This is a genomic window from Mycobacterium paraintracellulare, from assembly GCF_000276825.1.
GTDB classification, from domain to species: domain Bacteria; phylum Actinomycetota; class Actinomycetes; order Mycobacteriales; family Mycobacteriaceae; genus Mycobacterium; species Mycobacterium intracellulare.
Genome location: NC_016948.1, coordinates 391960 through 416975 on the forward strand (window position 1 = coordinate 391960; position 25016 = coordinate 416975).

25 protein-coding genes are annotated in these 25016 nt (G+C 68.8%); 14 read left to right on the plus strand and 11 right to left on the minus strand.

Features of this window, described 5'->3' with window-relative positions; all coding sequences use genetic code 11:
- Window positions 1–55: 55 nt before the first annotated feature.
- From cds1 to ponA2, 3 genes are all read right to left on the minus strand, one after another.
- Window positions 56–1162, minus strand: coding sequence for an L-cysteine desulfhydrase Cds1 (gene cds1 / locus OCQ_RS01925; protein ID WP_014381696.1), 1107 nt, complete (start codon window positions 1160–1162; stop codon window positions 56–58).
- Window positions 1159–2118, minus strand: a complete 960-nt coding sequence (locus OCQ_RS01930) for a metallophosphoesterase (RefSeq protein ID WP_008263336.1) — start codon at window positions 2116–2118, stop codon at window positions 1159–1161. The genes cds1 and OCQ_RS01930 overlap by 4 nt, the downstream gene beginning before the upstream one ends.
- Before the next feature lie 63 nt (window positions 2119–2181).
- A complete protein-coding gene (ponA2, locus tag OCQ_RS01935) occupies window positions 2182–4614 on the minus strand; it encodes a transglycosylase/D,D-transpeptidase PonA2 (protein ID WP_008263338.1) in 2433 nt (810 codons plus the stop codon).
- Between the two features lie 352 nt (window positions 4615–4966).
- On the opposite strand from ponA2, the gene OCQ_RS01940 reads away from it, so the two are divergent.
- Window positions 4967–5317, plus strand: a complete 351-nt coding sequence (locus OCQ_RS01940) for a WhiB family transcriptional regulator (RefSeq protein ID WP_008263340.1) — start codon at window positions 4967–4969, stop codon at window positions 5315–5317.
- 12 nt (window positions 5318–5329) lie between these two features.
- On the opposite strand, the gene OCQ_RS01945 is transcribed toward OCQ_RS01940, so the two are convergent.
- Both OCQ_RS01945 and OCQ_RS01950 read right to left on the minus strand, forming a co-directional pair.
- Window positions 5330–6460: an ArsA family ATPase gene (locus OCQ_RS01945; RefSeq protein ID WP_041784761.1), complete on the minus strand. Its 1131-nt coding sequence runs from the start codon at window positions 6458–6460 to the stop codon at window positions 5330–5332.
- Window positions 6457–7476 carry an ArsA-related P-loop ATPase gene (locus tag OCQ_RS01950; RefSeq protein WP_014383701.1) on the minus strand — a complete coding sequence of 340 codons (1020 nt, stop codon included), beginning with the start codon at window positions 7474–7476 and terminating at the stop codon, window positions 6457–6459. Before OCQ_RS01950 ends, OCQ_RS01945 begins: the two co-directional genes overlap by 4 nt.
- 63 nt (window positions 7477–7539) lie before the next feature.
- Between OCQ_RS01950 and OCQ_RS26415 the strand changes: the two genes are divergently transcribed.
- From OCQ_RS26415 to OCQ_RS01960, 3 genes are read left to right on the plus strand one after another with little or no spacing between them, the layout of a single operon-like run.
- Window positions 7540–7701, plus strand: coding sequence for a DUF4177 domain-containing protein (locus tag OCQ_RS26415; protein ID WP_008263345.1), 162 nt, complete (start codon window positions 7540–7542; stop codon window positions 7699–7701).
- Between the two features lie 2 nt (window positions 7702–7703).
- Window positions 7704–8171: a RidA family protein gene (locus OCQ_RS01955; protein WP_008263347.1), complete on the plus strand. Its 468-nt coding sequence runs from the start codon at window positions 7704–7706 to the stop codon at window positions 8169–8171.
- Between the two features lie 5 nt (window positions 8172–8176).
- A complete protein-coding gene (locus tag OCQ_RS01960; protein WP_008263349.1) occupies window positions 8177–8968 on the plus strand; it encodes an MBL fold metallo-hydrolase in 792 nt (263 codons plus the stop codon).
- Window positions 8969–9118: 150 nt separating this feature from the next.
- Here the strand turns inward: OCQ_RS01960 and crp are convergent, their stop codons facing one another.
- Window positions 9119–9793: a cAMP-activated global transcriptional regulator CRP gene (gene crp, locus OCQ_RS01965; protein WP_014383702.1), complete on the minus strand. Its 675-nt coding sequence runs from the start codon at window positions 9791–9793 to the stop codon at window positions 9119–9121.
- A gap of 103 nt (window positions 9794–9896) precedes the next feature.
- Window positions 9897–10292: a hypothetical protein gene (locus tag OCQ_RS01970; protein ID WP_232065629.1), complete on the minus strand. Its 396-nt coding sequence runs from the start codon at window positions 10290–10292 to the stop codon at window positions 9897–9899.
- A gap of 173 nt (window positions 10293–10465) precedes the next feature.
- Here OCQ_RS01970 and nth point away from each other — a divergent pair, with 173 nt between their 5' ends.
- Genes nth through marP form a run of 4 tightly spaced genes read left to right on the plus strand, consistent with a single transcriptional unit; the run spans window position 10466 to window position 13866 of the window.
- On the plus strand, window positions 10466–11146 hold the full coding sequence (gene nth, locus OCQ_RS01975; protein ID WP_041785355.1) for an endonuclease III: 681 nt from the start codon (window positions 10466–10468) through the stop codon (window positions 11144–11146).
- A 19-nt stretch (window positions 11147–11165) separates the two neighbouring features.
- On the plus strand, window positions 11166–11813 hold the full coding sequence (locus OCQ_RS01980; protein WP_008263360.1) for a TlpA family protein disulfide reductase: 648 nt from the start codon (window positions 11166–11168) through the stop codon (window positions 11811–11813).
- 29 nt (window positions 11814–11842) lie between these two features.
- Complete coding sequence (locus OCQ_RS01985) at window positions 11843–12661, plus strand: NUDIX hydrolase (protein ID WP_008263366.1); 819 nt, start codon at window positions 11843–11845, stop codon at window positions 12659–12661.
- An 11-nt stretch (window positions 12662–12672) separates the two neighbouring features.
- Complete coding sequence (gene marP / locus OCQ_RS01990; RefSeq protein WP_008263368.1) at window positions 12673–13866, plus strand: acid resistance serine protease MarP; 1194 nt, start codon at window positions 12673–12675, stop codon at window positions 13864–13866.
- On the opposite strand, the gene OCQ_RS01995 is transcribed toward marP, so the two are convergent.
- Together OCQ_RS01995 and OCQ_RS02000 are read right to left on the minus strand one after the other, a co-directional pair.
- Window positions 13859–14830, minus strand: coding sequence for an alpha/beta fold hydrolase (locus OCQ_RS01995; RefSeq protein ID WP_008263370.1), 972 nt, complete (start codon window positions 14828–14830; stop codon window positions 13859–13861). The two genes, marP and OCQ_RS01995, sit on opposite strands and share 8 nt — an antisense overlap.
- Window positions 14831–15349 carry a phage holin family protein gene (locus tag OCQ_RS02000; RefSeq protein WP_014381700.1) on the minus strand — a complete coding sequence of 173 codons (519 nt, stop codon included), beginning with the start codon at window positions 15347–15349 and terminating at the stop codon, window positions 14831–14833.
- Window positions 15350–15586: 237 nt separating this feature from the next.
- Here OCQ_RS02000 and OCQ_RS02005 point away from each other — a divergent pair, with 237 nt between their 5' ends.
- A complete protein-coding gene (locus tag OCQ_RS02005) occupies window positions 15587–16285 on the plus strand; it encodes a chymotrypsin family serine protease (protein ID WP_020188338.1) in 699 nt (232 codons plus the stop codon).
- A 10-nt stretch (window positions 16286–16295) separates the two neighbouring features.
- On the opposite strand, the gene acs is transcribed toward OCQ_RS02005, so the two are convergent.
- Entirely contained in the window at window positions 16296–18251 is a 1956-nt protein-coding gene (gene acs / locus OCQ_RS02010) for an acetate--CoA ligase (RefSeq protein WP_008263376.1), read from the minus strand.
- A 257-nt stretch (window positions 18252–18508) separates the two neighbouring features.
- Here acs and OCQ_RS02015 point away from each other — a divergent pair, with 257 nt between their 5' ends.
- Window positions 18509–19051, plus strand: a complete 543-nt coding sequence (locus OCQ_RS02015; protein WP_170320642.1) for a DUF4232 domain-containing protein — start codon at window positions 18509–18511, stop codon at window positions 19049–19051.
- A 5-nt stretch (window positions 19052–19056) separates the two neighbouring features.
- Here OCQ_RS02015 and OCQ_RS02020 read toward each other — a convergent pair whose 3' ends face one another.
- A complete protein-coding gene (locus OCQ_RS02020) occupies window positions 19057–19878 on the minus strand; it encodes an LppU/SCO3897 family protein (RefSeq protein ID WP_014383706.1) in 822 nt (273 codons plus the stop codon).
- Window positions 19879–19962: 84 nt separating this feature from the next.
- On the opposite strand from OCQ_RS02020, the gene OCQ_RS02025 reads away from it, so the two are divergent.
- From OCQ_RS02025 to OCQ_RS02040, 4 genes are read left to right on the plus strand one after another with little or no spacing between them, the layout of a single operon-like run.
- Window positions 19963–21591 (plus strand): peptide ABC transporter substrate-binding protein, encoded by a 1629-nt coding sequence (locus OCQ_RS02025; protein WP_179960112.1) that lies wholly within the window; start codon window positions 19963–19965, stop codon window positions 21589–21591.
- 1 nt (window position 21592) lies between these two features.
- Window positions 21593–22519, plus strand: coding sequence for an ABC transporter permease (locus OCQ_RS02030; RefSeq protein ID WP_008263389.1), 927 nt, complete (start codon window positions 21593–21595; stop codon window positions 22517–22519).
- Window positions 22512–23387, plus strand: coding sequence for an ABC transporter permease (locus OCQ_RS02035; RefSeq protein ID WP_008263391.1), 876 nt, complete (start codon window positions 22512–22514; stop codon window positions 23385–23387). The genes OCQ_RS02030 and OCQ_RS02035 overlap by 8 nt, the downstream gene beginning before the upstream one ends.
- Complete coding sequence (locus tag OCQ_RS02040) at window positions 23384–25003, plus strand: dipeptide ABC transporter ATP-binding protein (RefSeq protein ID WP_014383708.1); 1620 nt, start codon at window positions 23384–23386, stop codon at window positions 25001–25003. Before OCQ_RS02035 ends, OCQ_RS02040 begins: the two co-directional genes overlap by 4 nt.
- The last annotated feature ends 13 nt before the right edge of the window (window positions 25004–25016 follow it).

A 25016-nucleotide genomic window follows, 5' to 3' on the forward strand; every position in this document is an offset into this window, starting at 1 on the left:
GCTCCGACAGCCTATCGCACCGGGCCAGCGGCTCGCCAAACCGCGGTGCGCCACGTCACTCCCACGAGCAAGAACGCTCGAACTCGACCAGCGCCCGGGCCGGGCCCGTTGGGTCCAGTCCCTGCGCCGCGACCCACTCGTCGCTGAAGTAGGTGTCGCGGTAGCGGTCGCCGCTGTCGGCGAGCAGCGTCACCACCGAACCGCTGCGGCCTTCGGCGACCATCTCGGCGAGCAGGCCGAACGCGCCCCACACGTTGGTGCCCGTGGACGGTCCCACCCGGCGCCCCAACACGGCGCTGACGTGGCGCGCGGCGGCGATCGACGCCGCGTCCGGGACGGCCACCATGCGGTCGACCACGCCGGGGAGAAACGACGGCTCCACCCGCGGGCGGCCGATGCCCTCGATGCGCGACGAGGTGGGCATCAGAACGTCGTCGCGGTCCTCGGCGTAGGCGGGAAAGAAGGCGGAGTTCTCCGGGTCGACGACGCACAACCGGGTGGCGTGGCGGCGATAGCGGATGTAGCGCCCGATCGTGGCGCTGGTCCCGCCGGTGCCGGCGCCGACCACGATCCATTCCGGGACGGGGAAGCGCTCCTCGCGCATCTGCTCGAAGATCGACTCGGCGATGTTGTTGTTGCCCCGCCAGTCGGTGGCGCGTTCGGCGTTGGTGAACTGGTCCAGGTAGTGCCCGCCGGTTTCGCGGGCGACGCGCTCGGCTTCGGCATACACCTCGCTGGAACTCTGCACGAAATGGCAACGGCCGCCGTGGGCTTCGATCAGCGCGACCTTCGATGCGCTCGTCGCCGCCGGCATCACCGCGACGAACGGTAGCCCCAGCAGGGCCGCGAAATAGGCCTCCGACACCGCCGTCGAACCCGACGACGCCTCGACCACCGTGGTGCCCTCGTCGATCCAGCCGTTGCACAGGGCGTAGAGGAACAACGAGCGGGCCAGCCGGTGCTTGAGGCTGCCGGTGATGTGGGTGGTCTCGTCCTTGAGGTACAGCGCGACGTCGACGTCGGTGCTCCACGCCGACGGCAGCGGATAGCGCAGCAGGTGGGTGTCGGCGCTGCGGCGGGCGTCGGCGTGGATCAACCGGATCGCGTTGTCGGTCCAGCACCGTGAGCGGCTGCGGACCGCGATCCGGGTCCGGTCGGTCAACGCACCGAAGCTGTTGGCTGCGAACGGCTCAGGTCGCTGGCCGCGTCGCGGTCGCCCATCGGGGTGGAGATCAGCGTCAGCATGGTCGCCTCGGGCCGGCAGCAGAATCGCACCGGCGCGAACGGCGAGGTGCCCATCCCCGCGGAGACGTGCAACTGCATGTGCGCGCCCCACCGCGACGGCCCCTTCGCGCGCGAGCGGTCCAGGCCGCAGTTGGTCACCAGGGCGCCGTAGAACGGCAGGCAGACCTGTCCGCCGTGGGTGTGCCCGGCCATCACCAGTTGATAGCCGTCGGCGGCGAAGCGGTCCAGCACCCTGGGCTCCGGGGAGTGGGTCAGTCCCAGCCGCAGGTTCGCCGCGGGGCTGGCCGGGCCCGCGATGGTGTCGTAGCGGTCCCGGTCGAGGTGCGGGTCGTCCACGCCCGCGGCGGCGACGTGCAGACCCGCCACCTCGAACTCGCGCCGGGTGTGGGTGAGGTCGAGCCAGCCGCGCTCGGTGAACGCCGCCCGCAGGTCCTGCCAGGGCAGCGGCTCGCCGCGGACCCGGTGCGACGGGTTGGTCACGTAGTTCAGCGGGTTCTTCAGGCGCGGCCCGAAGTAGTCGTTGCTGCCGAACACGAAGACACCCGGCCGCGACAGCAGGTCGCCCAGGGCCTGGACGACCGCCGGGACGGCCTTCGGGTGGGCCAGGTTGTCGCCGGTGTTGACCACCAGGTCCGGCTCCCAGCCGGCCAGCTCCCGCAGCCACGCCTGCTTGCGCCGCTGGCCGGGCGTCATGTGGAGATCGCTGATGTGGAGCACGCGCAACGGTGTGGAACCCGGGCTCAACACGGGCATGGTGATCTCGCGCAGGACGAAGGCGTTGCGCTCGATGATCGCGGCATAGCCGAGGCCGGCGACGCTCGAACCGAGCGCCGCGGCACCGGCACGTATCAGGACGGGCATAACGTTCGCCATGATGGCAGCCTACTGCCGGTCGCGGACGGGCAGCGTATCTCGTGCGTCACGACGCAATCAGATTTACGGGGGCGGCGCACCGGGCGGGGCCGGCGGTGGCGGCGCCATCAACGGGATGGTGATCGGCGGCAGCCCCGGAATCTCGACGACCTGCGAGCCGACCGGCACCGGCGCCCCTTCGGGCGGCGGCGGCGGGGCGGGCGGGATGCCGTTGCTGACCTGAATGGTGATGATCGAGCCCGGAATCGTCGCGCCGCTCGGTGTCGTGCCGACCACCTCGCCCTGCTTCGCGCTGCTGTTGACGAAGTTGTTCTGGTCGGCGACCTGGAAGCCGGCCTCCTTGATGCGCGCGCGTGCCGCGTCGATGTCCAGGCCCGCCACGCTCGGCACCCGCGACCCGGGGGAGCCGTCGACGTAGCGCGGGTCGGTGGGCGGCAGTTGCACCGGGCCGAAGTTGGTGGCGATCGGTTTCATCGCGGTGAACCACGTGCGCGCGGGCTCGTTACCGCCGTAGAGGTCGCCCTCGCCGCAGTGCCGCAACGGGGACGAACACAAGTCCGTGGGGTTGGTGGAGTCATCGTAGATGTAGTTGGCCGCCGCGTAGTGGTTGGTGAATCCGACGAAGCCCGAGGAGCGGTGGGCTTCGGTGGTGCCCGTCTTACCGGACATCGGCAGGTCCCAGCCCGCCGCGCCGGCCGAACCGGACGCCGTGCCGCCGCCCAACGCGTCCTTGCTCATCGCGTTGGCCAGTGTGTTGGCCAGCCCCTCGGGGACCACCTGATCGCAGGTCTCGGTCGTCACCGCGACTTCGTTGCCCTTGCGGTCGACCACCTTGTCGATCGGGTTCGGCGGGCACCAGGTGCCCCCCGAGGCGAGCGTGGCCGCGACGTTGGACAGCTCCAGCGCGTTCACCTCGATCGGGCCCAGGGTGAACGATCCGATGTTCTGCCGTTTGACGAAGTCGGCGAGGCTCTCGTTGCTGTCGGGGTTGTAGTCGCGGGCGGTGCCGGGGTCGGCGTAGGACCGCAGCCCGAGTTTGATCGCCATGTCCACCGTGCGCGTCACCCCGACCTGCTGGATCAGCTTGGCGAACGCGGTGTTGGGTGAGGTGGCCAACGCGTCGGTCACGTTCATCGACCCGCGGTAGTTACCGGCGTTGACCACGCACCAGTTGTCCTTCGGGCAGCCCTTGGCCCCGCCGCTACCCATGCCCTTGGCCTGGAACCGGCCGGGCACCTCGAGGGTGGCGTTGATGCCCATCCCCATGTCCAGGGCCGCGGCCGTGGTGAAGATCTTGAAGACGGATCCCGCGCCGTCGCCGACCAGGGAGAAGGGTTGCGGGCGCATGGTCTGACCGGCGTCGACGTCCAGCCCGTAGGTGCGGTTGCTGGCCATCGCCATCACCTTGTGCGACGTCTTGCCGGGCTGGATCACGCTCATCACGCTCGAGATGCCCGGCAGCGTCGGGCTGGCGAACTTGTCGATCGCCGCCTTGACCGGCAGCTGCACGTCCGGGTCCAACGTCGTCTTGATCAGGTAGCCGCCCCGGGCCACCTGTTCCTTGCTGATCCCGGCCCGGGAGAGGTACTCCTGCACGTAGTCGCAGAAGAACGCCCGATCGCCCGCCGCGATGCAGCCGCGGGGCAACTCGTTGGGCTGCGGCAGGATGCCCAGCGGCGCGGCCTTGGCGGCCTGCAGCGCCTCGGCCTCCTGCGGGATGTTCTCGATCATGGTGTCCAGCACCAGGTTCCGCCGCGCGAGAGCGCCCTCGGGGTTGGTGTACGGGTTGAGCGCGCTGGTCGATTGCACCATGCCCGCCAGCAGCGCCGCCTGCTGCCAATTCAGGTCGGAGGCGTTGATGCCGAAGTAGGTCTGGGCGGCGTCCTGCACGCCGAACGAGTTGTTGCCGAACGAGACCAGGTTCAGATACCGCGTCAGGATCTCGGGCTTGGTGAAGGTCTTGTCCAGCGTCAGCGCCATCCGGATCTCGCGCAGCTTGCGCGCCGGGGTGGTTTCCACCGCCGCGCGCTTCTCCGCGTCGGTCTTCGCGGTGACCAGCAGCTGGTAGTTCTTGATGTACTGCTGCTCGATGGTCGACCCGCCGCGCGTGTCCACGTCACCGCGCGCGTAGCCCGCCAGCCCGGTCAGAGTGCCTTTCCAGTCCACCCCGTTGTGGTCGGCGAACCGCTTGTCCTCGATGGAGACGATCGCCAGCTTCATCGTGTTGGCGATCTTGTCGCTGGGCACCTCGAACCGGCGCTGCGAATACAGCCACGCGATGGTGTTGCCCTTGGCGTCGACCATCGTCGTCACCGCCGGCACCTCGCCCTCCAGCAGCTGCGCGGAGCCGTTGGCGACCACTTCGGAGGCCCGATTGGACACCAGCCCTATGCCGCCGGCGACGGGAAACAGGAGCGCGGTGGCGACGACGCTGGCCAACAAACAGAACCCCGCGAGCTTCAAAATCGTGAGCGCGGCCGGGGGGCGGTCTGACATGGGTACTACAGTAGCGGCCCCCAGTCACGCCGCCACGCTGCAACTTCGCCCAAAAATTTCGGCGCCCGGGCCCCTCGGGCGCGCACCGAGAATTTGCGATTGCGTCACAGGTCAGACGGGTAGCCCAGTGTGCAAGATCACTTTCCCGCCGGATTTTTTGGACGAGACGGCACGCTCGTCCCAAAAAAAGCGTTATCGGACTGTTGCGCAATTGGCACCTGACCACCTAACTTAGACACACGGTGAGATTCAGGTAACACCGATGTACATGGTGAGGCGTAGATCGCAGGGTTGGATCTGCACCCAAGGAGGGCGGCCGTGACGGGCGGCCGGTAGGGAAAGGGAACGATTCGTGTCACCAATACGGCCGGCGGCGCGTAGGACAAACATCGCAGCCGCACAAGGTGTACTCCGCAGCGTCGATGCTGAAGAACGGATCGCTTGGGTCTCGAAGGCGCTCTGCCGCACGACCGATCCCGACGAACTGTTTGTCCGTGGCGCGGCCCAGCGCAAGGCGGCAGTGATCTGCCGGCACTGCCCGGTGATGCAGGAATGCGCGGCAGACGCGCTGGACAACAAGGTCGAGTTCGGGGTGTGGGGCGGCATGACCGAGCGGCAACGCCGCGCGCTGCTCAAGCAGCACCCCGAGGTGGTGTCCTGGGCGGACTTCTTCGACAAGAGCAGAAGCCGCACCGCGGGCTGACCGAGTGGGGCCCTAAGCGACCGACGTGATCTGGTCGGCGAGGGCCCGCAGCGCTTCCAGATCCGACACGTCAAACGGCAGCGAAGGAACGCCGATGACCGGCACGTGCGGATTGGCTCCGGTGAATCGGGAGAGCAATCTGACTTCCCGCTTGGCGGTCTGCGCGCGGTCGGCATGAATCCGCAGCACGGCCGCGGCCAGCGACGCGGCTTCGGAATCGGTGTCGTGCTCCAGCATCTCGGTGGCGTCGATCGCCCGCTCGGCCGGTAGCGAGCACAACGTCGGATGCGTGCGGTTCAAGACCAGCCCGGCGAGCGGCATGCCTTCCTGCGACAGCCGATCGACGAAGAAGGACGCCTCGCGCAACGCGTCGGGCTCGGCCGCCGACACCACGACGAATTGCGTGCCACGCCTTTTCAGCAGCGCGTACGTGCGGTCCGCCTTTTCCCGGAAGCCGCCGAAGGTGGCGTCCAGCGATTGCACGAACGCGGCGGCGTCGCCGAGCATCTGTGAGCCCAGGATGGTCGACATTGCCTTCATGGCCAAACCCATTGCGCCGGTGACCAACCGGCCGATGCCGCGGCCCGGCGCCAGCAGCAGCCGCCACAACCGGCTGTCCATGAAGCTGCCCAGCCGCTTCGGCGCGTCCAGGAAGTCCAGCGCGTTGCGCGACGGCGGGGTGTCGACGACCACCAGGTCCCAGCGATCCTCGGCCAGCAGCTGGCCCAGCTTCTCCATCGCCATGTATTCCTGCGTGCCCGCAAGCGAACTGGCGACGGTCTGATAGAACTGGTTGTCCAGAATCGCTTGTGCGCGACCGGGTCCGGAGTATTGGACCACCATTTCGTCGAAGGTGCGACGCATGTCGAGCATCATCGCGTGCAGCTCGCCGTCAACCTCCGCCGCCAGCGGGACGCGCTGCGGCGTGTTGCCGAGGTCGTTGACCCCCAGCGCCTGGGCCAGCCGCTTGGCCGGATCGATCGTCAAGACGCAGACGTTGCGGCCGTATTCGGCGGCGCGCAGCGAGATCGCGGCCGCGGTGGTCGTCTTGCCCACGCCGCCCGCGCCGCAGCACACCACCACCCGGTTCGACGTGTCGGCCAGGATAGCGGCCATATCAAGCGGTTTCGGCGTGGTACTCATCGAACTCCCTGCTGTGCAAGCGATTCCGACAGTTCGTAAAGGCTGCCCAAATCGACCCCGTCGGAGATCGCCGGAAGTTGTAGCCGCGGGACCTTCAGCGCGTCGAGCTGTTGCGCGATCTCGGAGCGGGTGGCGATCACGGTCGCGTGCTCGATGGTCTCGGTCAACAGGCCGGCGAAGTCGTTGTCGTTCAACGTGATTCCGGACTTTTCCAGCCCGGCCCGCACCGAGTCGGCGTCGACGTCCCCCTCGGCGGCCTTCGCCAGATCGGCCGGTTGCAGGTAGGAGGCGATGTTGCGGTTGACGATCACGCTGCCGATCGGCAGCTGCATGTCGGTGAGCTCCTCGATGGCCTCCAGCGTTTCCTGGACGGGCAGCGCCTCCAGCAGGGTGACCAGGTGAATGGCGGTCTGCTCGGAGTGCAGCAGCTTCACGACGCCGTCGGCCTGCGAGTGCACGGGGCCGCCCTTGGCCAGATCGGAGACGGCCTTGGTGACATCGAGAAACCGCGCGATCCGTCCCGTCGGGGGCGCGTCGACGACGATCGCGTCATACACCGGGAGCCGGTTCTTGTCGACGCGGATCACCGTCTCTTTGATCTTCCCGGTGAGCAGCACGTCGCGCAGGCCGGGCGCGATGGTCGTCGCGAACTCGATCGCACCGATGCGGCGCATCGCGCGGCCCGCGATGCCCAGGTTGTAGAACATGTCGAGGTATTCCAGGAATGCGGCCTCGATGTCGATCGCCAGGGCGTTGACCTGACCGCCGCGTTCGGCGGTCGCGATCTTCACCTCCTGATAGGGCAGGGGCGGGACGTCGAAGAGTTGCGCAATCCCTTGGCGGCCCTCGACTTCCACGAGGAGGACTTTGCGGCCGCCGGCCGCCAGCGTGAGCGCCAGCGCCGCCGCGATCGTCGACTTGCCGGTACCGCCTTTGCCGGTCACAAAATGCAAGCGGGCCTTGGTCAGGCGCGCCGGCCAGCCGACGGCGCTGCCGCCGCTCGAAGTGGTTGCCACCTTCGCATGCTAGCCCGGCCGGGCTGGCCGGAGCGGTTCACCTCCGACCGATAAGCTCGCCGCATGAGCCAACCGACCGCCTGGGAGTACGTCACCGTCCCGTTGCTGACGCACGCCACCAAACAGATCCTCGACCAGTGGGGCGCCGACGGCTGGGAGCTGGTGTCCGTGCTGAACGGCCCGACCGGCGAACAGCACGTCGCCTACCTCAAGCGCCCCAAGTAGAGATGAGCGCCCAGCCTTCCTGGAAGGCCCGACTGGCCGAGCTCGATCTCGCGCTGCCGGAGGTGGTCGCGCCCCTGGCCTCTTATGTGCCGGCGGTGCGCACGGGCGACCTGGTCTACACCGCCGGCCAGCTGCCGATGCGGGCCGGGAAGCTGGCGGGCACCGGCAAGCTCGGCGCGGAGGTCACCCCGGACGAGGGCAAGGCGCTGGCGCGGATCTGCGCGCTCAACGCGTTGGCTGCGGTCGATTCCCTGGTGGGCATCGACTCGGTGACCCGGGTGGTGAAGGTGGTCGGATTCGTCGCATCGGCTCCCGGGTTCAATGGCCAGCCCAGCGTCATCAACGGCGCCTCCGACCTGCTCGGCGAGGTGTTCGGCGACCGGGGCGCGCACGCGCGCTCGGCGGTCGGGGTCTCCGAGCTGCCACTGGACGCGCCGGTGGAAGTGGAGCTGATCGTCGAGGTCGGCTGACGGTCGTGACCGAGGTTGCCGAGCCGCCGACCCACCCCGCATACGGCAGGTTGCGGGCGGTCACCGACACGGTCTCGGTCCTGTTGGCCGACAACCCGGGCCTGATGACGCTGGAGGGCACCAACACCTGGGTGCTGCGCGGGCCGCGGAGCGACGAGCTGGTCATCGTGGATCCCGGCCCCGACGACGACGAGCACATTGCGCGGGTCGCCGCGCTGGGGCGCATCGGTTTGGTGCTGATCAGCCACCGGCACGGCGACCACACCGACGGCATCGACAAGCTCGTCGAGCGCACCGGCGCGACGGTCCGGTCGGCGGGCAGTGGCTTTCTGCGTGGGCTGGGCGGCGAGCTGGTCGACGGCGAGGTCATCGATGCGGCCGGACTCAGGATCAAGGTCATGGCCACCCCCGGCCACACCGCCGATTCGCTGTCCTTCGTCCTCGACGATGCCGTGCTGACCGCCGATACGATCCTGGGCCGCGGCACCACGGTGATGGACTCCGAAGACGGCAGTCTCACCGACTATTTGGAATCGCTGCACCGGTTGCGGGGGCTGGGCCGCCGCGCCGTGCTGCCCGGGCACGGGCCGGAGCTGTCCGACCTGGAGGCCGTCGCGCGCGGATACATTGCGCACCGGCATGAGCGGCTGGAGCAGGTGCGATCCGCGCTGCGCGAGCTCGGCGAGGACGCGGGGGCCCGCCAGATCGTCGAGCACGTCTACGTCGACGTCGACGAGAAGCTGTGGGATGCCGCCGAATGGTCGGTGCAGGTTCAGCTGAACCACCTGCGCGGCTAGCGCGGAGTCGCCCGGCGACCGTTCGCGAGCGTAACGCCATTGCGAAATTGAGCGCCGGAAATTGCAGCCACGTTACGCTCGCGGCCCAAAGAGCGCTTACCTCGCTCGGGGTGGGATTCTCGCTCGGTTGCGCCCGCGCTTCGCGCGCGCTTACCTCGCTCGGCGCGCGAGCCTTTCGGAGTCGGAGATCAGCACGCTCTTGCCCTCGAGGCGGATCCAGCCGCGGTGGGCGAAGTCGGCCAGCGCCTTGTTCACCGTCTCGCGGGAAGCCCCCACCAGCTGGGCGATCTCCTCCTGCGTCAGGTCGTGGGTGACCCGCATGGCGCCACCTTCCTGGGTGCCGAAACGCTGGGCGAGCTGCAGCAGCTGCTTGGCCACCCGGCCGGGCACGTCGGTGAAGATGAGGTCGGCCAGGTTGTTGTTGGTGCGGCGCAGCCGTCGGGCCAGCACCCGCAACAACTGCTCGGCGATCTCGGGGCGATCGGCGATCCACGCCCGCAGCGCGTCGCGGTCCATCGACACCGCACGCACCTCGGTGATGGTGGTGGCGCTGGAAGTCCGCGGACCCGGGTCGAAGATCGACAATTCGCCGAACATGTCCGACGGGCCCATGATCGTCAGCAGGTTCTCGCGTCCATCGGGCGAGCGGCGACCGATCTTCACCTTCCCCGCGACGATGATGTAGAGCCGATCCCCCGGTTCCCCCTCAGCGAAGACTGTGTGTCCGCGGGGGAAGTCGACGGGTTGCAGCTGCTTGGTCAGCGCCGTGACCGCGCCGGCCTCAACCCCTTGGAAGATTCCTGCCCTTGCCAGGATCTCGTCCACGTTGCCTCTTCAACTTTCCCAGAAAATTAATGTATACGGGCAGGCTGATCCCTTGCTCGCGTGACGAGTCTAGAGGAACGCCATTGTGTCTAACGTGCCAACGCTACACACGATTGGCGTGTCGAGGTGCCCTAAATTGCGGATTGACGTGCGAATGGCCGTGGATTCGCGTCGGCAGAGTCATCTCGTCGCGGTCGACGAAGCCGACGGCGAATGACGGCGCGGCGTGGCGCGGCCCGTCGTTGCGCCCCGTCAACGCGGGGCCGGGCAGCTGCCGGGCCTCGCGTCGATGCAGGTATTCGAGCGCCTCGGGCATGCCCTCGGCGGCCAGCGTGCGCATGTCGACACCGCCCGCGCGTTCGAGAAACTCGTCGACATCGGCCACCGCCAGGGGGGCACGGGTGAGCTCGGATTCGAGCCGCCCCAGACCCAGCGCCGCGAGCATCAGCAGCACCGGAACCCCGGCCACCAGCAACCATGACACACGAAGAGTAAACATGGCCTTGCATCAACACGAGGTCTCGGCGAGATCACGAAATCAGTACTCTGTCGTAGGTGACAGTGGCAAAGTCGTCCGGGCGTTCGAAGTCGACGCCGGCCCAGCCCGACGGCGTCGACGCGGGGCGCTGGTCGCAGGAATCCCGAGTGGCCCTGGTGCGACGGGCGCGGCGGATGAATCGTGCGCTGGCACAAGCGTTTCCCGATGCGCACTGCGAGCTTGACTTCACCACGCCGCTGGAACTGACCGTCGCCACCATCCTGTCCGCGCAGAGCACCGACAAGCGGGTCAATCTGACGACGCCGGCGCTGTTCAAGCGGTATCCGTCGGCGCTGGATTACGCCCAAGCCGACCGCGCCGAACTGGAAAACCTGATCCGCCCGACCGGGTTCTTCCGCAATAAGGCGTCCTCGCTGATCGGCCTTGGGCAGGCCCTGGTCGAACGGTTCGACGGCGAGGTGCCGCCGACGATGGCCGAACTGGTCACCCTGCCCGGCGTGGGCCGCAAGACCGCCAACGTCATCCTGGGCAACGCCTTCGGGATCCCCGGCATCACCGTCGACACCCACTTCGCGCGGCTCGTGCACCGCTGGCGCTGGACCGCGGACAAGGACCCGGTCAAAATCGAGCACTCGGTCGGCGAGCTCATCGAGCGCAGCGAGTGGACGATGCTGAGCCACCGGGTGATCTTCCACGGCCGCCGGGTCTGCCACGCGCGCAAACCCGCATGCGGCGTCTGCCTGATCGCCAAGGATTGCCCCTCCTTCGGGCTGGGTCCCACCGAGGCGCCGCTGGCCGCGTCGCTGGTGAAGGGCCCGGAAACGGAGCACCTGCTGGCGCTGGCCGGGCTCTAAGCACCCGGGGCAGGAGACGTTGAGCCGGACGACCCGCTGGACCATCGCGATTCTGGCGGTGGTGGTGGCGCTGATCGCGGCGCTGGTGGCCCAGCTGCGCGACAACTCCGCCACGCCGGGGACGCCGGCGACCGATCGTGCGGCGGCGAACCGGGAACACCGCGACGCCGATACCCCCGCCGCGCTGGCGGGTCCGCGGCAACGCGCCGGCCTGGCGCCCTGTCCCGCCGCCGCAAGCGGTCCCGGTCCCGAGGCGCTGCGCGGCGTGACCGCCGAATGCGCCGCCGACGGTTCGGTTGTCGACGTCGCGCGCGCGGTCGCCGGGCGCCGGGTGGTCCTCAACTTGTGGGCATATTGGTGCGCGCCGTGCGCCGCCGAACTGCCCGCGATGGCCGAGTATCAACGACGGGTCGGTTCGGACGTGACGGTGGTGACGGTGCATCAAGACGAGAACGAGACCGCCGCGTTGCTGCGGCTGGCCGAGCTCGGCGTTCGGCTGCCGACGCTGCAGGACGGCCGGCGCCGGGTCGCGGCCGCGCTGCGGGTGGTAAATGTGATGCCCGCGACGGTGGTCCTGCGGCCGGACGGTAGCGTTGCGCAGACGCTGCCGCGCGCTTTCACCACTGCCGACGAGATCGCCGCGGCGATCGGAACCGACAGGGGATAAGCGGAAAAATTGAACCGACTGGAGGGGCCGTGAGTGCTGGGGGTTCGCCCCTGCGGAATGGGGACCCCGCCCCCGCGCGCGGGACCGTTCCGCTGACACCTGACGCCTGCCCGTCCTGGCTGCGTCCGCTGGTCGACCACGTCGACGACGTCCCCGACGCGGCCCGGCGCCGCCTGCCGGCCGACGTGCTGGCGATGATCACCACCAAGGCCGCGTCGGCGGTCACCACCCTGCGCGGAGCCGCCCGCGACGCCGCGGTCCTGGTGTTGTTCTCCGGCCCGCAATCCGGCCCGCCCGGTGGCGGCCCGCCCGACGACGCCGACCTGTTGCTCACCGTGCGGGCGTCGACCTTGCGCCACCACGCCGGCCAGGCGGCATTCCCCGGCGGCGCCGCCGATCCCACCGACGACGGCCCCGTGGCCACCGCCCTGCGCGAGGCCCATGAGGAAACCGGAATCGACGTCAGCAGGCTTCATCCCCTGGCCACCATGGAGCGGATGTTCATCGCGCCCTCGCAGTTTCACGTCGTGCCGGTGTTGGCGTACTCGCCGGACCCCGGTTCGGTGGCCGTCGTCAACGAGGCCGAGACGGCGATCGTCGCGCGAGTTCCGGTGCGCGCCTTCATCAATCCGGAAAACCGGTTGATGGTGTACCGCGGCGACCTCGGCCGCCGATGGGCCGGCCCGGCGTTTCTGCTGAACGAGATGCTGGTCTGGGGATTCACTGGCCAGGTGATCTCCGCACTGCTCGACGTCGCCGGCTGGGCGCAGCCATGGGACACCGCCGACGAGCGGGAGTTGGACGCGGCGATGGCGCTGGTCGGTGACCGGGGTGAGCCCCGCCGATGAACATGAATTCGATGACCCCGTCGCAGTGGTTGGATATCGCCGTGCTGGCGGTCGCCTTCATCGCGGCGGTGTCGGGCTGGCGGTCCGGGGCGTTGGGGTCGCTGCTGTCGTTCGTGGGGGTGTTGCTCGGTGCCATCGCGGGGGTGTTGCTTGCGCCCCACCTCGTCAGCCACATCGCCGCGCCGCGCGCCAAATTGTTTGCGGCACTGTTCTTGATCCTCGCGCTCGTCGTCATCGGCGAGGTGGCCGGCGTGGTGTTGGGACGCGCCGTCCGGGGCGCGATCCGCAGCCGCTCGATCCGAACCCTCGACTCGGTGATCGGGGTTGGGGTGCAACTCGTCGTGGTGCTGACGGCCGCGTGGTTGTTGGCGACGCCGCTGACCCAGTCGAAGGACCAGCCCGAGCTGGCCGCAGCGGTCCGGGGTTCGCGAGTGTTGGCTCAGGTCAACGAGGTAGCGCCGCCGTGGCTCAAGACGGTGCCCAAGCGGCTGTCCGCGCTGCTGAACACCTCCGGGTTGCCGGCGGTGTTGGAGCCGTTCAGCCGCACTCCGGTCATTCCGGTCGCCTCGCCCGACCCCGAGCTGGCCCGCAACCCGGTGGTGCAGGCCACCGCTCCGAGCGTGGTCAAGGTGCGCAGCCTCGCCCCCAGCTGCCAGAAGGTGTTGGAGGGCAGCGGATTCGTGATCGCGCCCGACCGGGTGATGACCAATGCGCACGTGGTGGCCGGCTCCAACAGCGTTCAGATCTACGCCAGCGGCAATCCCCTCGACGCCACCGTGGTGTCCTACGATCCGTCGGTCGACGTCGCGATCCTGGCGGTTCCCAACCTGCCCCCGCCACCGTTGCCGTTCGCGCAGACCGAGGCGAAGACGGGTGCCAGCGTCGTCGTGCTGGGTTATCCGGGCGGGGGCAACTTCACCGCGACCCCGGCCAGGATCCGGGAGCTGATCAAGTTGAGCGGCCCCGACATCTATCGGGACCCGGCGCCGGTCACCCGCGACGTCTACACGATCAGAGCCGGTGTGGAGCAAGGTAATTCGGGCGGACCGTTGATCGACCTCGACGGCCACGTGCTCGGGGTGGTGTTCGGCGCGGCCGTCGACGACCCCGACACCGGCTTTGTGCTGACCGCCGATGAGGTGGCCGGTCAGCTCGCCAAAATCGGTGACACGCAGACGGTGGGCACCGGGTCCTGCGTCAGTTGATGCCGGCCCGGGAGCCGTGCACCTGTTCGAGGAACCTCATCAGGTGCCTGTTGACTTCCTCGGGGGCCTCTTCGTGGCTGAAATGCCCTGCGCCCGCGATGGATACATAGCGCCCCTGCGGCGCGTAACGTCGCGTCCGATCGACCGGGTCGGCCAGCACATAGGGATCCGCCTCACCGCGTAGGTGCAACAGCGGCACACTGAGCCGCTGGCACATCGATTTCATGAACCGCCTGCCTTCGTCGCGCAGCTGGCTGCGCGCCGCCCAGCGCTGGTATTCCAGCGCGCAGTGCGCGGCGCCCGGGATCTGTATCACCGTCCGCAGGTGGCCGATGGTCTCGGAAAAGTCCTCGGATGCAAGCCATTTCGCGCAGCTGCGGCTTCGGACCAGGCGTTCGATCTCGGCCGCGTCGTCGCGGGTCAGCAGGCGCTCGGGCCACAACGGCACCTGGTAGGGGAGCAGGGTCTGCAACAGCGCATAACCCTGGTCGCGGCGCGTCAACGTGGAGCGCCGCAATGCCGCCGGGTGCGGCGAGCTGATCAGCGCGATGGCCGACACCAGCCGCGAATGCAGCAGCGCGGTGGCCCAGCAGGCCAATCCGCCGTCGGCGTGGCCCACCAACGTCGCCGAGGAGTGCCCCAGCGCCCGGATGAGCCCGGCCGTGTCCCCGGCCAGCGTCCACCCGTCGTAGCCACGGGGCGGCTTGTCGCTGCCGCCGTAGCCGCGCAGGTCGACGGCCACCACGCGGGCGCCGGTCAGGCCGCGCAGCTGATGACGCCAGGACCACCAGAACGAGCCGAATCCGTGCAAGAGCATCACCAACGGCCGCGCCGTCGGCGGCAGTCCACCGGCGTCGCGGGCGCTGACAGCCTCGACGACGTGAAAGCGGATGCCGTTGGCGTGCACATCCAGGTGGCGCCACGGCCCGTCGATGCGGGTTACCGACGGATCGGGCGGCGGCATCTACCCACCCGAGGGATCGCCGGCGGCGTCGCGCTTCGCGTGCCTGCCGTGGCTCCCGGTGAGTTGCTTGTCATGGCCCGGGGTGAGCGCGGTGCGGGTCTCCTTGACCGATTCGATCGTCTCGCGCGGCCCCCGAATCCGGCGGACCTTGAGGAAGCCCAGCAGGGCCAGCACGGCGCCGACCACCACCATGATCCCGAAGACGATCAGATACGCCACCCAGCGCCACAGCCAGGTGTCGAGCAGTTCGGCGACGAAGAAGAAGAAAAAGAAGGTGGAGTAAAACAGCACCACCAGCGCGGCGATGAAGAAGACGCTACCGGTGAGGCCCTTTTTGACGTCGCGGGTAATTTCGGCGCGGGCCAGTTCGACTTCGGCGCGCACCAGCGTGGAGACCTGGGTCGTCGCGTCCTTGATCAGGTCGCCGATCGACGACTCGGCGGGCTTGGCGTGCGGGTCGGTCAACGGGATCGTGGTCAGCGTGCTGGGCACGCCGTTCTTGCCATCGGCTTTGCTCACAGACCGTCCTCTTTCGTCGTCGCCAGGCTCGCTGTCGTCGCGGTTTATGTTGCCATGTGGCGCCTGGACAGGAGAAGGCAGACGAGGCCAGCCGAACCCCGTGACCGCCCGGTGGCCAGTTGGGTTCGGCCAGAACGCGGTCCGCACAGACGCGCGGCAGGAGCGAACCTGGCTGCCCGGCCGATTACACTCGTCCACGCCGGTCGCGATGTCCGGCCGACCGATGGGAGTGAGGCTGTGCGGAGGGCGCACCGGTGCTTCTTGGTGGCGATGGTTTCCCTGCTGGTGGCCGTGCTCGGTTCACATGCCCACGCCGCCGCCGCTGATGTCAGGATCCCGCTGGGGGGCGGCGCGGGCATCGTTGTCAACGGCGACACCATGTGCACGCTGACCACCATCGGCGGGGACGCCGCGGGTGAGCTCATCGGTTTCACCTCCGCGCACTGCGGGGGTCCGGGCGCTCAGGTCGCCGCCGAGGGCGCGGAAAACGCGGGCGTCTTGGGCACCATGGTCGCCGGCAACGACAACCTCGACTACGCGGTGATCAAGTTCGATCCGGCCAAGGTGACCCCGGTGGCGAACTTCAACGGCTTTTTGATCAGCGGCATCGGTCCGGACCCGGCCTTCGGTGAGATCGCCTGCAAACAGGGCCGCACCACCGGCAATTCGTGCGGCGTCACCTGGGGGGCGGGCCAGACGCCGGGCACCATCGTGATGCAGGTCTGCGGCCAGCCCGGCGATTCCGGCGCGCCGGTGACCGTCAACAACGAACTGGTCGGGATGATCCACGGCGCGTTCAGCGACAACTTGCCGACGTGCATCGTCAAGTACATCCCGTTGCACACCCCGGCGGTGGTCCAGTCCTTCAACGCGATCCTGGGCGACATCAACGCCAAGCACCGCCCCGGTGCGGGGTTCAGCCCGCTGCCGGCCTGATCGTCACCGGCTACTTCGCCGCCCTGATCGCGTCGAACACGCCGGGATCGAGCAGCGTTGACGTGTCGCCCAATTCGCGGTTTTCGGCGATGTCCCGCAACAGCCTGCGCATGATCTTGCCGCTGCGGGTCTTGGGTAGCTCGGGCACCACGTGCACCTCGCGCGGGCGGGCGATGGGGGAGATCTCCCGGGCCACCTCGACGCGCAGGTCGTCGACGATCCCGTCATGCACCTCGAAATCCGCGCACAAGACGACGAACGCGCAGATGGCCTGGCCTGTCGTCTCGTCGGTCGCGCCGACCACCGCCGCCTCGGCCACCGCGGCGTGGCCGACCAGCGCCGACTCCACCTCGGCCGTGGAGAGCCGATGCCCCGACACGTTCATCACGTCGTCGATGCGGCCGACCACCCAGATGTCGCCCTCGGTGTCGTAATAGGCGCTGTCACCGGCGAAATACCAGCCTTGCTCGGCGAATCGGGACCAGTAGGTCTCGACATAACGTTGCGGATCGCCCCAAATGCCGCGCAGCATCGACGGCCACGGCTGGTCCAGCACCAGGTAGCCGGTGACGTGCTCGCCCTTGTCCTCGCCCGGTGGGGGCAGCTCCTCGCCGTGGTCGTCGACGATCTTCGCCGAGACACCCGGCAGCGGCCGCATCGCCGAACCCGGTTTGGCCGCAGCGATTCCGGGCAACGGGGAGATCATCGTGGCGCCGGTCTCGGTCTGCCACCAGGTGTCGACGATCGGAAGGCTGTCGGCGCCGATCACCTTGCGGTACCAGCGCCATGCTTCGGGGTTGATCGGCTCGCCGACCGATCCCAGCAGCCGCAGGCTGGTCAGGTCGTGGGCGTCGGGAATCTCGCGGCCCCACTTCATGAACGTGCGGATCAGCGTGGGCGCGGTGTAATAGATTGTCACGCCGTATTTTTCGATGATCTCGAAATGCCGGTGCTGCGACGGGCTGTCGGGTGTGCCTTCGTAGAGAACCTCGGTGACGCCGTTGGCCAGCGGGCCGTAGACGCCGTAGGTGTGTCCGGTGACCCAGCCGATGTCGGCGGTGCACCAGAACACGTCGCTGTCGGCCTTGATGTCGAAGACGTAGTGGTGCGTGTAGGCGGCGTGGGTCAGGTAGCCGCCGCTGGTGTGCACGATGCCCTTGGGCTTGCCGGTGGTTCCCGAGGTGTACAGCAGGAACAACGGTTGTTCGGCGTCGAACGGTTGCGGGGTGTGTTCGGGGGAGGCTGCGTCGACGACGTCGTGCCACCACAGATCGCGGTCGTCGTTCCAGGACACGTCAATTCCGGTGCGCCGCACCACAACAACGTGCTCGATGGGGCTGTCCGGGTCCGAGACCGCCTCGTCGGCGGCGTCCTTGAGGGGCGCGGGCTTGCCGCGGCGGAACTGCCCGTCGCTGGTGATCAGCAGCTTGGCATCGGCGTCGGCGATGCGGGCCTGCAGCGCTTTGGCGGTGAAGCCGGCGAACACCACGCTGTGCATGATGCCGAGGCGCGCGCAGGCCAGCATCGCGATCACGGCCTCCGGGATCAGCGGCAGGTAGATGGCGACGCGGTCACCGGCCACCAGGCCGAGATCGGTCAGCGCGTTGGCGGCCTTGCAGACCTCGGTTTGCAGCTGCGAGTAGGTCAGGCTGCGGTGGTCACCGACGGGCTCGCCCTCCCAATGGATTGCGACCCGATCCCCGTGGCCCGCCTCCACGTGGCGGTCCACGCAGTTGTATGCGACGTTGAGCTTGCCGTCGCCGAACCATTTGGCGAACGGCGCGTCAGACCAGTCCAGCACCTCGGTGAACGGCGTCGCCCAGGACAACCGGTTGGCCTGCTCGGCCCAAAAGGCCAGCCGGTCCCGCTCGGCGTCGCGGTACAGCTCCTCGCCCGCATTGGCTTGTTCGGCGAATCGCGCCGACGGGGGATACGACGAGGGGCCCGCAGAGTTGGTGGCGGTCACTGGCTTCTCTCCTGTGTCGAGGCTGCGCCGTTCGGTGGCGAGCCTAGCCCGGCGACGGCGAGCGCCGCATGGCGCGAGTGAGGAGCCGGGCAATCGGGCCTAGCCGGGCGACGGCGAGCGCCGCATGGCGCGAGTGAGGAGCCGGGCAATCAGGGCTAGCGGTGTGCGGCCCGGCCGTCTGCGGCGTAGCTGTGCGAGCGGGAATTGCGCGGCCGAATCCGGGGTCAAAGGGTGCCCTCGGGGCGGATAATCACCGTGTGCCGGGTCATGGGCGGAGCATCCGCCGACTAGCCCCCAGCTTTGCCGCGGCCGCAACGACTTACGCCGCCGCCACAGTGCTGGGGTGGCCCGCGTCGGCCATGCCGGCCGACACCGTCGACGCGCCGACACCGTGCTGGTCGGACCAGATCGCCGTATCCGCCTCCCCGACGGAGGGTGCGGTGGGGCACCGCGCGGTGACCCTGATCTTCACCCTCGCCGGCGGCGCGGAGCCCTGCACCATCGCCGGATACGCCGGGGTCGACTCCGGCGCCGGCGGCCCATTGGTGCACGCCCGGCCCACCCCGCGCGGATATCTGGGCGGCCTGCCGGCCGGCGTCAACGTCGCGCCCGCCGTCATCCTGTCCATCTCGACCCAGGGCCAGGCGATCGTCGAGGGCATCGCCGTCGACGGCGAGGGAAAGCCGTGCCCCACCTACACGGACCTGCTCGTCAATCCGCCCGGCACCACCAACGTCGTGACGGTGTCGGCCACCATCGAGGCCTGCGAGTTGCAGGTGCATCCCGTCACCGCGGTCTGAGCGACTCAGCCGGCCCTGGCCAGGCAGTAGACCCGCGCGGGGCTGGGGTAGGAATTCGCCTTAGTCCCTGCAGGGCACTGGGTTTCGTCCACGCTGCCGTCGATGCGCTTGAAAACCTTGAACGTGGCTAAGCGCGGGTTGTCACAGTCGGCCGGCGTCCAGGTGGCCGTCGTGGTGGGATCCGTCTGCAGGTAACAGTGCCCTTCGATGAGGTTGGCGATGAAACACAACGTGTGGGCGTTGTTGGTGAGGCGTGAATAGACGGAGCCATCGCGCTTGCCGTCCGGGCAGGTCGCCGTCGGTCCCTCGCCGGCGGCGAGCTCGAACGTCGCCACGGGGTTGGCGCAGTCAGACGGTGACTTCAACGAACCCATGCGCACCTCGAACTCCGAGAAGCACTGGCCGATCTTGGGCACCGCGGCCGAGCCCGACGTTGATGCCTGGCCGATGGTGTGCGATCCCCGCCGGTCGTCGTGCGACGCGAACCGGGCGATTTTCCCCAGAATGGCCAGGCCGCTCAGCGCCAGCAGGACGGCGCCGACGGCGATCAGCGCGGTGCCCGACTTCCCCGCCGCCGGCCGTGGCGGGTAGCCCGGATACGGCGGCGGGGTCGGGTACGGGCCCGGATATCCGGGCGGGGGCGGCGGATAGGGATAGCCGGGGTGATAGGGCGGCGGGAGCTGCGGGGTCTGCCGACGGGCGCGGGAGCGCCGCCCAAGTCCGATGATGAGAAGCGTCAAGCCCGTCGCGGGAAGCCCGAGCAAGAACATCAGCCGGCCGACCAGCACGGCGGGGGATTCGTCGAGGGCCAGGTACGCGACGACCACCCGAGGATTCTAGGTCGCAGACGCGGCCACGGCACTTCACCGCCCGCACGACTTCAGGCCCTAGGGTCGGGTGTCATGCGTGCGATGCGGACCCCGCCGGCCTTGCTGGCCCCGGTCGTCGCCGCGATGCTCGTGGTCGCTTCGCTTGCCGGATGCGGCGGCGGTGTGCTGAGCCCGGATCTGGTGGTGGTCAACGGCGGCGAACCGCCCAACCCGCTGATCCCCACCGGCACCAATGACAGCCAAGGCGGGCGAATCCTCGACCGGCTCTTCGCCGGGCTGATGTCCTACGATGCCACCGGCCATCCGTCGCCCGAGGTCGCCCAGTCGATCGACACCACCGACAACGTCAACTACCGCGTCGTCCTCAAACCCGGCTGGACGTTCACCGACGGATCGCCGGTGACGGCCCATTCGTTCGTCGACGCCTGGAACTATGGGGCGCTGAGCACCAATGGCCAACTGCAGCAAAGCTTCTTCAGCCCGATCGACGGATTCGACGCGGTCGCCGGCCTCACCGGCGACGGCAAGCCGACCGCCACCACGATGTCGGGGCTGCGGGTGATCAACGACCTGGAGTTCACCGTCCGGCTCAAGGCGCCGACCATCGACTTCAGGATGCGGTTGGGACACAGCGCCTTCTATCCGCTGCCGCGGGCCGCCTTTCGGGACAGGAGCGCGTTCGGGCAGCACCCGATCGGCAACGGGCCGTACCAGCTCGCCGAGGGCCCCGACGGGCCGGCGTGGGAGCACAACGTCCGAATCGACTTGCGGCCCAACCCCGGATATCGCGGCAACCGCCGACCACACAACAAGGGCTTGAGGTTCGAGTTCTACGCCAACCTGGACACCGCCTACGCCGACCTGCTGTCGGGCAACCTCGACGTGCTGGACACCATCCCGCCCAGCGCCCTTCCGGTCTACAAGCGCGACCTCGGCGACAAGGTCACCAGCGGTCCGGCCGCGATAAACCTGAGCCTGGACACCCCGTTGCGGCTACCGCACTTCGGCGGTGAGGAAGGACGGCTGCGCCGTCTGGCGCTATCGGCCGCCATCAACCGGGCGCAGATCTCGCGGCAGATCTTCGTCGACACCCGCAGTCCCGCACGCGATTTCACCGCCCGATCGCTCCCGGGTTTCGACCCGAACATCGCCGGTAACGACGCGTTGGACTTCAATCCCGGGCGAGCGCGGCAGCTCTGGGCGCAAGCCGATGCGATCTCGGCGTGGAGCGGACGCTACGCGATCGCCTACAACGCCGATGCGGGACACCAGGACTGGGTGGACGCGGTGGCCAACAGCATCAAGAACGTGCTGGGCATCGACGCGGCCGGAGCGCCGCAGCCCACCTTCGCGGGCTTTCGCACCCAGATCACCAACCGCAGCATCGCCACCGCCTTCCGCGCCGGATGGCAGGGGGACTACCCGTCGATGATCGAATTCCTCGCGCCCCTTTTCGCCACCGGCGCGGGATCCAACGACGTCGGCTACTCCAGCCGGGAGTTCGACGCCGCGCTGGCGACCGCCGAAGCCGCGGCCGACATTGCGCAGGCCACCAGGCTGGCCAACGACGCCCAGCGAATCCTGTTCCACGACATGCCCGTTGTTCCGCTGTGGAACTACATCAGTGTCCTCGGATGGTCGGCTGAGGTCAGCAACGTCACGGTCACCTGGAACGGGCTGCCCGACTACGAGAACATCGTGAAGGCTTGAGATGGGTTGGTATATCGCGCGCCGGATCGCCGTCATAGTGCCCGTGTTCCTGGGCGCCACGTTGCTGATCTACGGCATGGTCTTCCTGCTGCCCGGCGACCCGTTGGCCGCGATCGCCGGCGATCGCCCGCTGACGCCGGCGGTCGCCGCGCAGCTGCGGGCCCGCTATCAACTCGACGACCCGTTCATCGTGCAGTATCTGCACTACCTCGGCGGCGTTCTGCATGGCGACCTGGGCCGCGCCTATTCCGGGCTACCTGTCAGCGACGTTCTCGCACATGCGTTTCCGGTCACCCTGCGGTTGTCGTTGATCGCGCTCGCGGTCGAGGCGGTGCTGGGCATCGGATTCGGGCTGATCGCGGGCCTGCGCGCGGGTGGCCTCTTCGATTCCACGGTGTTGATCACCGGCCTGGTCATCATCGCGATCCCCATCTTCGTGCTGGGATTCCTGGCGCAGTTCGTGTTCGGGGTCCGGCTCGGCATCGCCCCGGTGACCGTGGGGCAAAGAGCCACCTTCACCCGCCTCCTGTTACCCGGAATCGTGCTGGGCTCGGTGTCTTTCGCCTACGTGGTGCGGCTGACCCGGTCGGCGGTGGCCGCCAACGCGCACGCCGACTACGTGCGCACCGCCACCGCCAAGGGATTGTCGCGACCCCGCGTCGTGACGGTGCACATCCTGCGCAACTCGCTCATCCCGGTGGTGACGTTTCTGGGAGCGGACCTGGGTGCGCTGATGGGCGGGGCCATCGTGACCGAAGGCATCTTCAACATTCACGGGATCGGCGGTGTGCTCTATCAAGCCGTCACCCGGCAAGAGGCTCCCACCGTGGTCTCGATCGTGACCGTCCTGGTGCTGATCTACCTGCTCACCAATCTGATGGTCGACCTGCTGTACGCCGCGCTGGATCCCCGGATCCGTTATGGCTGAGCGGATCCCCGGACGGGGCGGATTCTGGCGCGACACCTGGCGGCGGCTGCACCGGCGCCCGAAGTTCATCGGTGCGGCCCTGCTGATCGCGTTCATCGTCGCCGTCGCGATGTTTCCGGCGCTGTTCACCACCGTCGACCCGACCTACGCCGACCCCGGTCAGAGCCTGCTGCCCGCGTCGCGCGCGCACTGGTTCGGAACCGACTTGCAGGGCCACGACGTGTACGCCCGCACGGTGTACGGCGCGCGCGCCTCGGTCACGGTGGGCCTGGGGGCCGCCGCGATCGTGTTCGTCGTGGGCGGTGCGCTGGGTGCGCTGGCCGGCTTCTACGGCGGCTGGATCGACGCGGTGGTCTCCCGCGTCACCGACGTGTTCTTCGGGCTGCCGTTGCTGCTGGCCGCCATCGTCCTCATGCAGGTCCTGCACCATCGCACCGTCTGGACGGTCATCGCGATCCTCGCGTTGTTCGGGTGGCCGCAGGTGGCCAGGATCGCGCGTGGTGCGGTGCTCGCGGTGCGCGCCAGCGACTACGTGCTCGCCGCTAAAGCGTTGGGGATGAGCAGGTTTCAGATCCTCCTGCGGCACGCGCTGCCCAACGCCTTGGGACCGGTCATCGCGGTGGCCACCATCGCCCTCGGCCTCTTCATCGTCACCGAGGCCACGTTGTCGTACCTCGGTGTGGGATTGCCGACGTCGGTGGTGTCGTGGGGCGGCGACATCAATCTCGCCCAGACGCGGCTGCGGGCGGGCTCACCCATCCTGTTCTATCCCGCCGGCGCCCTGGCCATGACCGTGCTGGCCTTCATGATGATGGGCGACGCGCTTCGCGATGCGCTGGATCCGGCGTCGAGGGCGTGGCGGGCATGAGCGCGGACGCCTCGCCACTGTTGTCGGTGGACGGCCTGGACGTCAGTTTCGGCGGCCAGGCCGCGGTGCGCGGCCTGGACCTGTCGGTGTTGCCGGGGCAGACCGTCGCCGTCGTGGGCGAATCGGGATCGGGGAAATCCACCACCGCCGCCGCGATCCTCGGACTCCTTCCCCCCGGCGGGCGAATCACCGGCGGGCGCATCGTGTTCGACGGCGTCGACATCTCGGCCGCCGACCGCCGAGCGATGCGTGCGATCCGGGGCCGGCAGATCGGCTACATTCCGCAGGACCCGATGACCAACCTGAACCCGGTGTGGAAGGTCGGCTTTCAGATCCGGGAAGCGTTGCGGGCCAACACCTCCGACTCGCGCACCCGGCAGCGCGCGGTGGAGCTGCTCGCCGCGGCGGGGATGCCGGACCCGGCGAAACAAGCCGGGCGCTACCCGCATCAGCTGTCCGGCGGCATGTGCCAGCGTGCGCTGATCGCGATCGGGTTGGCGGGCCGGCCGCGGTTGTTGATCGCCGACGAGCCGACCTCCGCGCTGGATGTCACGGTGCAGCGGCAGGTGCTCGATCACTTGCAGCGGCTCACCGCCGAACTGGGCACCGCGCTACTGCTCATCACGCACGATCTGGCGCTGGCCGCCGAGCGCGCCGAGTCCGTCGTCGTCGTCCACCGGGGGACCGTCGTGGAATCCGGTGCGGCACGGGCGATCTTGCGGAGCCCGCAACACGAATACACGCGGAGGCTGGTCGCCGCCGCGCCGGCGCTGACGGTCCGGGGTGGCGCGCGGTCGCGTCCCGCAGCGGTGCGTCCGGACGAGGCGGCCGACGACATCCTCGTCGCCTCCGGGTTGACCAAGATCTACCGCGAGCCCCGCGGTGTTCCGTGGCGGCGCAGCGAATTTCGCGCGGTCGACGCGGTGTCGTTTCGGCTGCGCCGGGGAAGCACACTGGCGATCGCCGGGGAGTCGGGGTCGGGTAAGTCCACCCTGGCGCGGATGGTGCTCGGCCTCCTGGCTCCCACGGCGGGCACGGTGGCGTTCGACGGCACCCGGATCGACGACGCGATGCCCCGGGACGCGCAGCTGGCTTTCCGCCGGCGGGTGCAGCCGGTGTTTCAAAACCCTTACAGCAGCCTGGATCCCATGTATTCGGTGTTTCGCGCCATCGAGGAGCCGTTGCGGATTCATCGGGTCGGCGACCGCAGGCAGCGCGCACAAGCGGTGCGCCGGCTGGTCGACCAGGTGGCGCTGCCGTCGTCGGTGTTGGACCGCCTGCCCCGCGAACTGTCCGGCGGTCAACGCCAGCGCGTGGCGATCGCTCGAGCGCTGGCGTTGCGTCCCGCGGTGCTGGTCTGCGACGAGGCGGTCTCAGCCCTCGACGTCCTGGTCCAGGCGCAGATCCTTGATCTGCTGGCCGACCTGCAGACCGAACTGGGCCTGGCCTACCTGTTCATCAGCCATGACCTCGCGGTGATCCGGCAGATCGCGGACGACGTCTTGGTCATGCGCGCGGGCCGCGTGGTGGAGCAGGCGCCCACCGAGGAACTGTTCACTCGCCCCGGCCACGAGTACACGCGGCAGCTGTTGGATGCCATCCCGCACGCGCGGTGAATCCGGCGGAGAT